Annotated in this window: 9 protein-coding genes; 1 reads left to right on the forward strand and 8 read right to left on the reverse strand. The window is 37.2% G+C overall.

The annotated features are described in order from the left end of the window. Positions 1-14: 14 nt before the first annotated feature. The 8 genes from P20652_RS21325 to P20652_RS11455 all read right to left on the reverse strand — a co-directional run bounded on the left by P20652_RS21325 (position 15) and on the right by P20652_RS11455 (position 12,458). The gene (locus P20652_RS21325; RefSeq protein WP_008167786.1) at positions 15-146 is read right to left on the reverse strand and encodes a hypothetical protein; all 132 of its coding nucleotides are present in this window, start codon (positions 144-146) and stop codon (positions 15-17) included. Continuing rightward, on the reverse strand, positions 143-1,597 hold the full coding sequence (locus P20652_RS11485) for an ATP-binding protein (RefSeq protein WP_008167788.1): 1,455 nt from the start codon (positions 1,595-1,597) through the stop codon (positions 143-145). Before P20652_RS11485 ends, P20652_RS21325 begins: the two co-directional genes overlap by 4 nt. A 658-nt stretch (positions 1,598-2,255) precedes the next feature. Next, the gene (locus P20652_RS11480; RefSeq protein WP_008167792.1) at positions 2,256-2,909 is read right to left on the reverse strand and encodes an MOSC domain-containing protein; all 654 of its coding nucleotides are present in this window, start codon (positions 2,907-2,909) and stop codon (positions 2,256-2,258) included. Between the two features lie 293 nt (positions 2,910-3,202). Continuing rightward, on the reverse strand, positions 3,203-4,135 hold the full coding sequence (locus P20652_RS11475) for an alpha-E domain-containing protein (protein WP_008167794.1): 933 nt from the start codon (positions 4,133-4,135) through the stop codon (positions 3,203-3,205). Between the two features lies 1 nt (position 4,136). Then, positions 4,137-5,591, reverse strand: a complete 1,455-nt coding sequence (locus P20652_RS11470; protein WP_008167795.1) for a circularly permuted type 2 ATP-grasp protein — start codon at positions 5,589-5,591, stop codon at positions 4,137-4,139. A 46-nt stretch (positions 5,592-5,637) separates the two neighbouring features. Continuing rightward, the gene (locus P20652_RS11465; RefSeq protein ID WP_008167798.1) at positions 5,638-6,516 is read right to left on the reverse strand and encodes a transglutaminase family protein; all 879 of its coding nucleotides are present in this window, start codon (positions 6,514-6,516) and stop codon (positions 5,638-5,640) included. Further along, a complete protein-coding gene (locus P20652_RS11460; protein ID WP_008167800.1) occupies positions 6,513-9,032 on the reverse strand; it encodes a circularly permuted type 2 ATP-grasp protein in 2,520 nt (839 codons plus the stop codon). The genes P20652_RS11465 and P20652_RS11460 overlap by 4 nt, the downstream gene beginning before the upstream one ends. 114 nt (positions 9,033-9,146) lie before the next feature. Further along, positions 9,147-12,458: a DUF2126 domain-containing protein gene (locus P20652_RS11455; protein WP_083832853.1), complete on the reverse strand. Its 3,312-nt coding sequence runs from the start codon at positions 12,456-12,458 to the stop codon at positions 9,147-9,149. Positions 12,459-13,476: 1,018 nt separating this feature from the next. Between P20652_RS11455 and P20652_RS11450 the strand changes: the two genes are divergently transcribed. Continuing rightward, positions 13,477-14,244 (forward strand): SHOCT domain-containing protein, encoded by a 768-nt coding sequence (locus tag P20652_RS11450; protein ID WP_008167803.1) that lies wholly within the window; start codon positions 13,477-13,479, stop codon positions 14,242-14,244. Positions 14,245-14,313: the final 69 nt, after the last annotated feature.

Consider the following 14,313-nt stretch of genomic DNA (forward strand, 5'->3'; position numbering starts at 1 on the left):
ATTTTCTAGAAATTCTAATCCTTCCTGACCATCTTTTTTTCAAAAATTGTAAGCTCTAATTTAGCTTCTTTAATTAATCTTTTTAAAATGTAACGGTCAACTTCATTGTCATCGACAATTAATATAGGAGGTTTAATTTTTGTCATGTTAGCTTATCCATTGGTATTGATATTTTAAACGTTGTACCTTCATCAGAGCTTTGCAGTGATATTTCACCGTTTAAATACTCAATATGTTTTTTAACCAGGGCCATCCCTAAACCAGAACCCGTACTTATCTGTGCATGAAATCGCTTAAACATATCAAACACTTCACTTTGATGCTTTTGTGGTATTCCCATTCCGTTATCTGTAACAATAATAAAAAAAGTCTCTTGTTCATTAAAAATATCACAGCGAACATAAGATTTGTCTTTATTTCTGTCGTAATACTTCAACCCGTTTGATATTAAGTTTTCGATAATTTGAGCAAAACGCGCTTTTTCAGACCTTATAGGTACTGATAGGTTAATTGTTGTATCGAGCATACAAGGATTATCTTTCATGAGCCAAGACAGTCGCTCTTTCATATCAATAATTAACTGATTAAAGTCAATTACATCTCTATCTTCATTGCCAATCTCAGCTTTTGCTAATAATAAAATATCAACAACAAGTGATTCTAACTTTTCCATTTGTTGATAAATAACCAGTGCATTTTGGCTTGCCTCTTCAGTGTCTCCGGCTTTTATATCTTCAATAACAAAATGCGCAAGGGATTTAGCCCCAGAAAGTGGTGATTTCAGATCATGAGAAGCTCGATAAGCAAATTGAGCAAGTTCATCATTTGCTTGCTGCAGGGAAGCTGTTTGGCTGTTTATAATTTCTTTAAGTTCAATACTGTTTTCTATATTTAAAATATCATTTTTAACCCGCTGCCTAGCTGCGATAACGAGTGCTTTTAATTCACCCGTTGTTTTTTTCTCAAGTTCGTCATCTAAATTAATATTATTTTCGGGTTTACTTAATAAAAGCCGTGTCAAATTACGAATAGAACTAGAAATAGTTCGAGATAAGTAGCTGATAAAAATAATATTAAAAAGGGATATAATTAACACTAGTGGAATTAACGTCATTAGTATAAACGATACTGTTTTTCTAATTGGTTCCTCAAACATTTCTGAATTTGCATTAAAACCATCAAGTGAAGCATTCAAATTTAACAGAAAAGCCTCCCTACTGAGTTCACTTTTTTTGTATTGATCGAGCGATAATAAAGCTTTATCGGCAATTTCGATATCACTTTTACAAATCGTTAAGGCATGGTCTGTGTTAATAGCTTTCATAATAGCATGGTTAAAAAAGTTAATTTCATTAACACAATCAAGCGGTTGCTTCCTAACTAACATTATATCCGACTTAATGGTATTTATATCAATGGGATGGTCATTTTTGATGTTTTTGACTGATTTAGCTAACTGATTTACGTACTTCAAATGAAGAAAATTAAGGTGATGAAACTTAGCCCCTTTGGCTATTTCGAAAGCAGAATAAACGGTAATGCTCACTTCAACTGTGGTGAGCAATACAATAAGCATCAGCTTTTTGGAGATATTCATATATGAAGCCTATTTAAAGCAAGTCGCTATTTATTTTACCTATAACACTATATTAACTATAGTATTTATACCATTAGTTATAGCAGATAATATTAGTTTTGCGACTGTATTGAAGCGAATATGATGTGTTTTTAAATATTCGAAAATAATTTATATCATAAAGCGCGGTAAAATCTAAATCCAAGTATCAATTTTGTAACTAAGCAGCTTTAATAACAACGATTGCTTTGTAAAAGGTGTATCTTTATGACCAAGCTGATTGGGCATAAACCTCTAGGGCGTGTTTATCTTTGATGATTGAATTTCCAGCATACTGTTTGGCATTTAGCCAAGGCAAAGTCTATGAAGTGTGGTAATTTTCCATAAATAGGCGATAACGCAGCATAAATGTCAAACATGGTCTGCCCTTTGGGTACTTCCTGGGGTAGATTGAGTCTTTGTTGCCTGCATAAATGTAGTTAAAGCGCGTAAGCAGGACGCGGAAGTTTGCTCAGCTTTTACTTATTTTTATGGATGTAAGCCAGTAGGGTAACGCAGGTGCAGTTACTAAGCTCACTGGGTTAAACACCTCGCACCGCGATTAAACTGCCCCTAGATTGAACAAATTTCAATCCAAAAAAATCAACAGGCCCTAAGCTATCTTAACCGTATAAATGTATTATTTGGTTTTAATAGACAATTTTTTTTGAATTTTTTCTTGCCATTCTAAAGCAAGCTCAGGTACTTCTAACGCTTCTAGTAGTACATTTTCATAGCCAAAATACTTTTTATCAAAGTAAGCCTGAAAAAGTTTTTTAACTGAGATGTTGTGCGCAGCTTTCTTTTCAATAACAACGTTATCTCCTGTTTGCGCAACACCTCGCTCAAGTACTCTAAAATAAACACCAGTACAATAATTCTGCGTAAAGAGTTTGAGGCTATTTTTATTATTAAGGGCAATAGCAAGTTTAAAACAAGGTACACGGGGCTGGCTTACTTCAAGTAATGCAGTACCTATGCGAACATGATCGCCAATGTGTATTTTCGCCTCATCAAGATTAGAAACCGTAAAATTTTCTCCAAATATGCCACTGGCTAAATTTTCGTTTCCAAGGGTTTGCTTCCAGTAGTCGTAATGGTTGTGCGAAAAAGCATACACCGCTTTATCGACCCCTCCATGGTTAACTAAATCGGCTTGCTCATCGCCAACCACGTTTAGCTCTTCAATAATGACTCGCTCAATCGTTGGAATTTTAAAAATTCCCGTTCTCACTTCTTTGTCATTATAAATAACAGTTTTAATTGTAGAGATATTAGTTGAGATTATTTTCATTTAAATACCAAATGTACAAAAAACGAATAAATGGACACCTACAGTCAAATGCATAACGCCATTATAAAACAGTGAATATTGTAATTTTTTGCTTTCTATTTAGCTTAAAACCTGGATGGTAAATATATCTCAAGCCGCTATTTTAGCGCTAACAATAGAGAAATAAATTCAAATATTATTATGGTTCACTATGTTAGTAAATCTCTCAATAAGGGCTTAAGCTATACAGATTTAAATTTGAAAAAGATAAAAAATGGCTACTTTTCGTTAAGTAGCCATTATAAAACGTTTAATTATTCAGCTCGCTTTAAAAAATATGTCTCGGCTAATCCGTTATGTATACCGGCTAAATTAATTTGTATTTCGTCAATAAAGTCATGCAATAAACCATTTTTAAGTACACGTACATTTTTATCTTCTAGTTCAGTAATCGCATAGTCAATGGATTTAATTATTTCAGCTGAATTAGGGAGAGGTAAAATTAATGCTTTGAGTTCATTCATGCAAAATAAAATAGATCGTGGGAAAACTTTACTGTGCATCACAAATTCTATTACATCTGAGCGCTGAACTCGTACACCCATTTCTTGGCGATACATTTGATATGCACTTAACGAACGCAGTAAACTAATCCACTGTATATTATCAAATGGTTTCGCTTCCTCTTCGCTGGTAATAAGCGTTGCCGAGCGAATATCTAATATCCTTGAGGTCATATCAGCGCGTTCTATAATTGAGCCAAAACGTATAAAAACATAGCCTTTATCATGATTGATAGTCGCATCTAAGGCACCAAATATTTGATGAGCAGAGTCAATGATCTTTTTTAAGTAATCAAAACGACCGCGCTTAGTTAACCCTTCTTTTTGATTGTCTTTTACATAATAATAAAGAGAGTTTATTTCTTCCCATACATCTCGCGGTATTACATCACGAATTGTTCGTGCACTTTCTCTGGCAGAAGTAATAGAGTTTAAAATTGACGAATAATTATCACTGCCTACTAACAAATACCTTAATGCTTTTTGTTCCGAAAAATCAGTATGATTCTCTAAATAGTCTTTACGCACACCTATAATATCAATTAATGGTTCCCAGCCAGTACATACACCTTTTGGTAAGTCCATCATCAATAAATTATTAACGTTGATTAAACGAGCAACATTTTCCGCACGTTCAATATAACGAGATACCCAGTATAAAGTTTCGCCTACTCTTGATAACATATTATTTAGCCTCTTCGTCAACAATCCAAGTATCTTTACTGCCACCACCTTGTGATGAATTAACTACCAAAGAGCCTTTAACCATAGCAACACGTGTTAATCCACCGGTGGTTACTTGTGTATCCTTACCAGACGATAAAATAAAAGGCCTTAAGTCGGTATGTCGTCCATCCGGTTTATTGCCATCAAATGTTGGTACTGTTGATAAGTCTAATGTAGGTTGTGCTACCCAATTGCGTGGATCCGCTTTAATTTGTGCAATGCACGCTTCTTGCTCTTTTTTAGTCGATTTAGGACCAATTAATAATCCATACCCACCTGATTCATTGGCAGGTTTTACCACTAGTTTATCGATATTTTTAATAACATGGTCACACTCTTTAGGATCCAAACATTTAAACGTTGGAACGTTGGCCAGTTTAGCTTCTTCACCTAAGTAATACTTAATCATCTCAGGCACATAAGCATAAACTACTTTGTCATCAGCCACGCCTGCACCCGGTGCATTAACCAAAGCAACATTACCTTTAGACCAAGCACGCATTAAGCCAGGCACACCAAGTTGAGAATCAGGTAAAAATGCTTCGGGATCTAAAAACAAATCATCAATACGACGATAAATAACATCAACCCGTTGCAGACCTGTAATTGTTCTCATGTATACACAGTCGTCTTTCTCAACAACTAAATCACGCCCTTCTACCAACTCACAACCCATTTCCTGTGCAAGGTAGCAATGCTCAAAATAAGCTGAATTAAATACACCAGGTGTAAGTACCACTACCTCGGGTTTATCTTGTGGACGCGGAGACATTGCAGCCAACATATCAAATAATTGAGAGGGATAATCATCAACCGGTAAAATAGATACTTGCTCAAATAACTCAGGAAAAACACGTTTCATTACAGAACGGTTTTCAAGCATGTATGACACCCCAGAAGGTACACGCAAATTATCTTCAAGCACATACATAGTACCGCTTCCATCACGCACTAAATCCGATCCACAAATATGCGCCCAAATTTTATTTGGCGGGTTTATACCTACACATTGCTGACGAAAATTAACAGATTTTTCGAGTAAACCTTTAGGAAAAACACCATCTTTTATTATTTTTTGGTCATGGTATAAATCGTCTATAAATAGATTTAGTGCTTCAACACGTTGCTTTAAACCAATTTCTACGCTTTGCCATTCTTTTTTTCCAATGGTACGTGGAATAATATCAAACGGCCATGCTCTATCGATCATGTTACCTTCGTTATAAACTGTGAAGGTAATACCCATTTCTTTAATTGCCAAGTCGGCAACAGCTCTGGCTTTAACTAATTCTTCACCTGATAAATTAGCAAAAAATTGGGCTAATTGTTTACCATGCGATCTAACATTTCCTTGTGCGTCAATTAATTCATCAAAGAAACCTTTTGTTTGGTACGTTTTCCAATCAATCTTCATACACTTTTTCACCTTATCCATCATAAATATGATGTTATTAAACCGCTCATTCTAATCGAATCATGTCAACCGCTACATCAAGCAGTTGACTGCCGCCGCCAAACACCACTCCTTTTAAAGGGGTCACATCTGAAAAATCTCGCCCTACAGCTAAAGTAATATGCTGATCTTGGGGTAACACATTATTTGTGGGATCAAAATCAACCCACCCTAAATTTGGAACAAACACCGCAAACCAGGCATGCGTTGCATCTGCACCTTCTAGTTTCTCTTCGCCTTCAGGAGGCATCGTTTCAATGTATCCACTTACGTACCTTCCTGCTAATCCTACGCTACGTAAACATGCTAGCGCAAAGTGTGCAAAGTCTTGGCAAACGCCCCTTTTTTGTGCAAAAACAACACTCAAAGGCGTGCTGATCGTAGTAAAACCAGGGTCGTAATGAAATTCATGAAAAATTCGTGCCATTAAATCTTTACACGCTGCTATTATATTTTTGTGCGATTCAAACGAAACTAACGCATATTCCTTAATCCCTTTATCTATCGGAATAAGCTGCGAAGGTAGTACAAACTCAGAGGTTTTTAATAGCTCAACTGTATGTGGGGCAACTAATAAATCGCGTACTTTTTGCCATGGCATATCAATATTGTGTAGATTGCTATTAGCACCTACTAATAACTCTACTTCACTGATCATCGTTACTTTGAGTTTTTTGTGCTGTATCGCTATCTCAAATGCTGTTACCTGATTATTAAAATAATCGGTAAATGTTTGTATGTAATTGGGCGTTGGCTCAATTTCTATGCGGCTGCTATGGCATATTTGAGCACGATTCGTTTTTGGCGTTAATCGGGCTTGGTTTAGACACAAACTAACAAAGTCAAAATAGTTATAAGTAGTTGAATGTTTTATTTTATATTTCACGATTGAGCTTGCTCAATATTAGTCCAGTTCAATTTATTTGCCGTTTGGGTATGAGAAAAATACTGTAGTAATAGTACATCACAAAATGTATCTAGGTTCATACGCGTATTATGATTAAACTCAATTAACTGGTTACGTTTTCCGTCTTCACTTTTTTGTAAGTAATCTTTTTCAGTTACATAACAGCTTGTTTGAGATAGCAGTATTGCTTTTTCATGTGCAGCAATTACACCTTGCCTACGTTTTGTGGGTAAATGCTTACATAACTGATTAATTTGTTCTAACTGAAATAATAAAGAACGTGGGTATTCTGCATCTAAAAGCAGTAACTCAAGCCCAGTACCAATAGTTTGATACATTCTGTAGCGGCGCTTATGTGTAACCAAACTCACTTGACAGCTAAGGACTGCTTCGAGTAAACCAAGCTCTTCTGGCTCATCTAACTCTTGTGTTAATAAAGACGCACTCAGTGACGTAATTTGCAGGCTACGCTCTACCCTTCTGCCCATCTCTAATAAAAACCAGCCATTACTGTTTGGCATGCAGTCGGTAATAGAACCGTTAAAAGCCATAATCGAGCCTATAACTCTATCAAGGCTGCTTTGCATTGCACGCGTTGGAATATTAATATTTACATTTTTAAATACTTTAATTTGCTCATTAATATCATCAATTATTCGGCGGCTATCATGAGACAGTAACTCTTGTATTTGCACCGACGCATTAGTAATGTACTTTAAAGTATTAATAATACTGCCAGCGCATTGCTCGTCTGCAAGCAGTTGAAAGGCGGTTTCTTTAGATAGATTTACATCAATCCCATCTAGTTTTAAATCAGGTTCTATATAGGGATAAACAATATATTGCGACCTAATGGCATTAGAAAGCCGTGCAACTATACTTTTTCGTATTGAATCTGGGTAAACAGAAAACTCGGTGTACTTGTCTATAAAAATACGCAAAATACGTATCGTGTTTTCGCAGCGTTCTAAGTATCGACCTAACCAAAAAAGGTGCTCAGCCGTACGGCTCGAAATAACCCCTTCGAGTAGCGTTACATCCATTCTTTTTCTAATCGGAACAGGCGGGTTATGATCGCCTAAATCAACACTATCGGCTGTATTTATCCATGTATCCTTGATCCAACCCGATATACTCGGATCGTTACTTTTTTCATTCGAAAAGCACAATGCTGATGGGAGGACTTCAACGCCATTTTCTGTTGTTATGGCATAACATCTAAACACCACTGGTTTAGAAATCAACTGCCCGTCATGCCAAAATGGGGCGCTGCTAAACACTGGTTTTTCTTGAAAAAAGTAGTTTTCGGGCTGTTTACTAATAAGCGATTTTATTTCTTGTTCATCCAAAACACCATCTAACTTAACTTTAGGGTTTATCGTGGATAAAAGTTCAAGGTTACTCCAATCAACACTCTGAGCTTCTTTAACGCTGTAGTAATTAGGTTCGCCTAGCAATAATGGTTGTTTTAATATGTGCTGCGATAATTTTTCTAAATTGCACTTAATTGAAGGTGACGACAATACGCCACTACCAAATGGATTTAAAACCTTAACCGAGCCCTGACGCACTGATTGTAATAAACCCGGTATACCATGAAGTGAATATTCGGTTTGTTCTAGTGAATCAATACTGCGATCAGACACCCAGCGCAAAATCACATTAATCTTACCCAATCCTTGCAACGATTTTAAACAAACATCACCACCGCGCACGGTTAAGTCGGCGCTTTGTACTAATGTATAGCCAAAGTAAGTAGATAAAAATGCATGTTCGTTGTAATTAGGATCATCAATCCCTTGGGTTAAAATTACAATACGTGGGTCATCCATATAGTGGGTATATTCGTTAATACCCTCTTGGAATAGGTTTAAAAATTCTTTAATTTGCTGAACATTACATTCTGCAAATTCTTCAGCCATTACACGCCTTGCAATAATACGGCTTTTAATTAATAGCCCGAGGCCTAAAGGGCACTGGCAATGATCGCTTAATACTTTAAATTCGCCTGTTGGCGTGCGGTAAACATCTAATGCTGTAAAAAAAAGTGTTAATTCGTTACTAGGTAAACTAAAACCTTCTCGCAAATAATTAGGGTCTTGAAAAAGCTGATTTGCAGGAATATGACCGTTGACTAATAGAGTTTGATCACCGTAAATATCTTGCTGTATTTTATTTAATAAAAGGGTTCTTTGCTTAATCCCATCTTCAAGTAAAGTCCAATCGGACTTTGACAACATAAATGGCAAGGGATCGAAATGCCACTGCTTGTTGTTTTCATTTTTAATATTACCATTTTGTAGTAATTGGCTAATTTCTGTAGCGCGGCTACTTACGTCTTCTGCTGTTAGACTGGCTAAACGCTTAAATAAAGTATCCCAATGATCTGGATGCAAACCACTGTGGTTAGCCAGTTCATCATGTCCGTGTGATTTATCAAGGTATAAAGACAACCACTCAGGCAATTCCGGCATCGCGTTATTGTTAATATACAAGCTGAAAGTGCTCCAATTTATAGTAAATAGCCGAAATCATAATCACGTTTTAAAAAAGTATTTTGTTATTCCACTTTAAATAATTTCAAAGTGGAATGACACAACTATCAATTATTATTTAAAGTTAGGCTGCCTGCGTAAATCTAATGTATTTGGATAATCAGTATTACTACTTTCCTCATCAGGTACCACGTATTCACTTGCGCTTTGCGCCGATTTAAAACTGTGCGTAACCGCCGATGGACTCCAACTTGGTTCTGCTGATGCAAGTAAAGATGGGGTATGCCCGTGCTCCCAAAATCTAGCAACTCTCCGCCCTTCGGCTTCAAATGCATTAACCGGTAGCGTTTCTGGATTACGTCCACCAGCATGACTCACATGATATACAAAGCCGCCTACAGAGCGCCCTTCCCAAGTATCAATTAAATCAAATACCAATGGTGCATGCACGCCAATTGTTGGGTGAAGCGCTGTTGGTGGTTGCCAAGCTCGGTAGCGTATACCTGCTACCATTTCGTCTTTTGCTTTACCTTTTACGGGTTTAAGCGGCACTCTTCTGCCATTACAACTTATAATATAGCGGTCGCTCATTGTACCTTGCACTTTTATTTGCACTCTTTCTAATGACGAATCTACGTAGCGTGCTGTACCCGATGCACTCGCTTCTTCACCAAGTACATGCCAAGGCTCAATCGCGGTTCTAAGCTCAAGTGTTACGTTATCAAGCTCACGCGTACCACATACCGGAAATCTAAATTCAAAAAATGGATTTAACCAGCTTAACTGAAATTGAAAACCAGCTTGTTGTAAATCGCGACTTACTTCAGCTAAATCATTTTCAACATATTGTGGTAATAAAAACTTATCGTGTAACTCTGTGCCCCAACGTATTAATGGTTTGTGGTAAGGTTTTTTCCAAAACCAAGCAAGTAAAGTTCGTAACAATAGCATTTGCACTAAACTCATTTGTGAATGCGGTGGCATTTCAAAGCCCCTAAATTCAACAATACCTAAGCGACCTGTGGCTGAATCAGGTGAATATAGCTTATCGATACAAAATTCTGCTCTGTGCGTGTTACCCGTTAAATCAACCAATAGATTACGCAGTAACCTGTCAACTAACCAAGGCTCAGGCACCTCACCTTCAGGCATATGCGAAAAGGCAATTTCAAGTTCGTATAAAACCTCATCGCGGGCCTCATCCACTCGCGGTGCTTGGCTTGTAGGACCAATAAATAATCCTGAAAACAGATAAGACAAACCTGGGTGATGCTGCCAATACGTAATAAAACTTCTTAAAATATCGGGTCTACGTAAAAATGGGCTTTGCTCAGGTGTTTCGCCACCAAGCGTTACATGGTTACCACCACCAGTACCCGTATGGCGACCATCTGCCATAAACTTATCGGTACCTAATCGGCATTGTTTTGCAAGGTCGTATAACGTATTAGTACGATCTACTAATTGATCCCACGATGTAGAAGGATGAATATTAACCTCTATAACACCAGGATCGGGAGTCACTGCGTATTTTTCTACGCGGCTATCTTTAGGAGGGCTATATCCCTCGATAACAAGCGGCATTTTAAGTTCTTTAGCCACACCCTCTATACTATTTATTAAACCCATGTAATGTTCAAAATGACTTGTAGGCGGCATAAATATATATAAACGCCCCTCTCTTACTTCCATTACTAGTGCCGTTTTAACCATTTCTTTACCAATGAACCCCTTTTTAAGCTTTTTAGCTTTGGTAAAGTTTTCTGGAATATCAAATGGGTCACGGTCAATAATATTACCGCTCCATTCAAGGCTATCTAAGGGCAAGCGATACCCCATTGGTGATTCGCCCGGTAATAAGAAACAATTGCCTCGTTTAAATTCCCACGTACACGACTGCCAGCAGTTTTTACTATCGTTCCATTTTAGAGGCAGTACATACCCAACAGGCTTTTCTATACCTTTATCCATTTTTGCTAAAAAGCCTTTTCGACTCATTGCATGGAGAAGCTCTGGTTGATCAGGTTTTATCTCGGTTGGTAATGAGGCTTCTTGCCACATGTGATACAAAATATCTTCATAAGCCGTAGTTAATGCCTCGGTTTCAAGACCGAGAGAATCACATAGTTTATCGGCAAACTTTTTAGTATCAGTATGATCAAATTTATAATCTTTATTAGGATCCGCCAATAACGCTGCATCGTGCCATAAAGGCTCACCGTCTTTGCGCCAATAACACGCATATTGCCAGCGTGGCAGCGGCTCTCCTGGATACCATTTCCCCTGCCCGTAGTGAGTAAAGCCGCCTTTTGTATATACTTTATTCATTTCTACAAATAAATTTTGAGCTAATATTCTTTTTTCTTTACCATCGGCATCCGTATTCCACTGAGGATGTTCCATATCGTCAATAGAAATAAACGTAGGCTCGCCACCCATGGTTAAATGTATGTTTTCTTCGTTGTAAACATTATCGACATGCTGGCCTAAGCGATTAATTGCCGTCCATTGCGCCTCAGAATAGGGCTTAGTTACACGAGGGTCTTCGTGTACACGCGTTACTTTATTATAAAAGCTAAACTCAGATTTACAGTCATCTATACCGCCTGTTACTGGCGCCGCCGAGCTTGGCTCTGGCGTACATGCCAATGGAATATGACCTTCACCAGCAAATAAACCCGATGTAGGATCAAGCCCTATCCAGCCAGCACCCGGAATGTACACTTCGGTCCATGCATGTAAATCGGTAAAGTCTTCTTCTGGACCACTTGGACCATCTAATGATTTTTGATCCGAAGTTAACTGTACTAAGTAGCCCGATACAAATCGAGATGCTAATCCCAAATGACGAAACAGTTGTACTAACAACCAAGCAGAATCACGACACGAACCTGTTTTTTTACTTATTGTTTCGTTTGCCGTTTGTACGCCTGGCTCTAAACGAATGCCATAACCCACTAACTCATAAATAGCTTGATTAACCGCTACTAAAAAATCAACGCTTCTGAGCGGTTCTTTAGGATTTAAAGATTCAATTAATTCTTTAAATTTTGGACTGGCTTTGCGTTTTTTTAAATAAGGAGTGAGTTCTGACTTTGAAATAGCATCGTAAACAAATGGAAAGTTTTCAGCGTAATCCTCTAAAAAGAAATCAAAGGGGTTAATAACCGTCAATTCTGCAACTAAATCGACCGTAAAACTAAATTCGGTGGTTGGCTTATTAAATACCACCCTTGCCTGGTAATTACCAAATGGGTCTTGTTGCCAATTTATATAATGATCTTCTGGGACTATTTTTAAAGAATAGCTTTTAATTTTTGTACGACTATGTGGCGCGGGACGTAATCGGAATATATGCGGCCCCATATTAACTGACCTATCGTATTTATACTGAGTATGGTGCGAAATTCCAACTGTAATTGTCATCTATTAATTCCCCTTTAATAATGTATAGCCACAATGTAACGCTAAAAATATTACTTTATCTAATTTGACTTTGTTGCAATGTTTGTACCTGTAAATTTGAAAAGTAGTGCTGTAAGCCCTTTTGGCGTCCCCAGTACAAAGCAACGCTATGCATAACGGTTTTGCGCTAACTAATAGAAAAGCACATCAATTTATTAAATATTAATTTAGTGTGATTTAAATGATCACCTTTAGATTTTTATAGTGCAATAAATGCACCAAAACAGTGCTAAAATATCACCTACAATTAAAATAAATTAATTTAAAATATTGAAATTAAATATTATTTTAAAAATATTTAAAGTCCTACTTATAACGCTAAACAGGCATAATTAAAAGTATTATATTTAAAGCTGAGCCTACCAAACAATGGAAAATAGTCATCTAACAATAAAAAATAGTTCACAATAAAGCTGCTATTAAAGTAAGTAAAGATGCTATACTGGGTCGATTTTTAACCGCTTACGTTACAGTAAAACTAACAATCTCGATGAGATAAAACAAGCAACTTTTAATACATAGATGCTTGCTTTAAGGATTAGTTTTACAGTGGTGTGTTTTAATTTCAGATAAAGCAGAACACGTCCAATTTGAAAGACCAGCACATCTCACTAACCTGTTAATTTTTCATTATCATCAAAGCTAAAGGTAATGCAGCACTAGGGCGTGTTGATCTTTGGTGGTTGAATTTGCAGCAGTGTGTTTGGTATTTAAGCAAGGCAGAGTCTATGATGTGTGGTTGTTCCCCATACATAGGCGATAACGCAGCATAAATGCCAAACATGCGCTGCCCCTGGGTTCTTTCTAGGGACGATTGACTCTTTGTTGCTCGGTTTTTACTTAGCCCACTAGGTTACAAACCTCGCGCCGCGATTAAATCGACCCTAGATTGAACAAATTTCAATCCCAAAAATCAACATGCCCTAGCGTATTTCAGATTTTTTAAATCAACCCAATCTACCTATTAGGATATTTTCTTATGCAAAAGCTAACAGATGTCGGTGAAAACTTAATTAATGGTATAGCATCTCGTTATAACCTCAGTCACGATGCAGTAATTCACATGTTAGTTAGCGTTAATAACGGCGGTTGCTCAATGGCACAGTTTAATTGCCCAGAGCTTGGTGGTTCTGGCCAGTGGATGCGCGGCGGAATGACAATGGTCGGCGACATGTTTAACTACGGTCTTAAGTCAACAGTTGATAACCTATGCAACGAGCTTGCTAATATATTGAGTAATAACCAAATATTTCCGGTTATTCCCGCCGGTACCCCTGGGAGTAATCAATGGTGGCCTGGTGATTTAGGCAGTCCGTTTAGCAGTGGTGCACAAAATAATATTCGTTACGCTATATTTCCTAATCGTTTAGCCGTTGAATTAAATGGGCAAGTAAGCGTATACGACACGCTGGATCACAATATTGGTGGTGTAAGTCAACAGCAAGGTGATAGTACCTCTCTTACTTTTAGCAGCCAGTGGGGAACAATTAATGTCAACACCTTGCCATTAATTTCAGGACAAATGCCACCAGCGCCTCAAAAAGACTTTGTTGCGCACGTAATGGAGCCGAATATAACACCATTAGCACCTAATCAAGTCAAAGCACCTGTAAATAATACAATAGAGCAATATTCAGTAAACGAAACGCTTCAAATTATAGAAAAACTAGCGCAACTACGTGACTCAAATGCGCTTAGTGATGATGAATTTAATATTAAAAAGTCTGAACTATTAAAAAGGATTTAATCCACACCCTTAAATAGTTAAAACAAATTGATAGCGATTTATCACAGTCTCAATTTTTATTCGGTAACA

Origin of the sequence: Pseudoalteromonas sp. BSi20652 (genome assembly GCF_000239855.1) — a bacterium.
Classification (GTDB): domain Bacteria; phylum Pseudomonadota; class Gammaproteobacteria; order Enterobacterales; family Alteromonadaceae; genus Pseudoalteromonas.

What these genes read in the sequence shown, in the direction of transcription:
- P20652_RS21325 (WP_008167786.1), bottom strand. Translation starts at nt 146, where the DNA reads ATGACAAAAATTAAACCTCCTATATTAATTGTCGATGACAATGAAGTT.
- P20652_RS11485 (WP_008167788.1), bottom strand. Translation starts at nt 1,597, where the DNA reads ATGAATATCTCCAAAAAGCTGATGCTTATTGTATTGCTCACCACAGTT.
- P20652_RS11480 (WP_008167792.1), bottom strand. Translation starts at nt 2,909, where the DNA reads ATGAAAATAATCTCAACTAATATCTCTACAATTAAAACTGTTATTTAT.
- P20652_RS11475 (WP_008167794.1), bottom strand. Translation starts at nt 4,135, where the DNA reads ATGTTATCAAGAGTAGGCGAAACTTTATACTGGGTATCTCGTTATATT.
- P20652_RS11470 (WP_008167795.1), bottom strand. Translation starts at nt 5,591, where the DNA reads ATGAAGATTGATTGGAAAACGTACCAAACAAAAGGTTTCTTTGATGAA.
- P20652_RS11455 (WP_083832853.1), bottom strand. Translation starts at nt 12,458, where the DNA reads ATGACAATTACAGTTGGAATTTCGCACCATACTCAGTATAAATACGAT.
- P20652_RS11450 (WP_008167803.1), top strand. Translation starts at nt 13,477, where the DNA reads ATGCAAAAGCTAACAGATGTCGGTGAAAACTTAATTAATGGTATAGCA.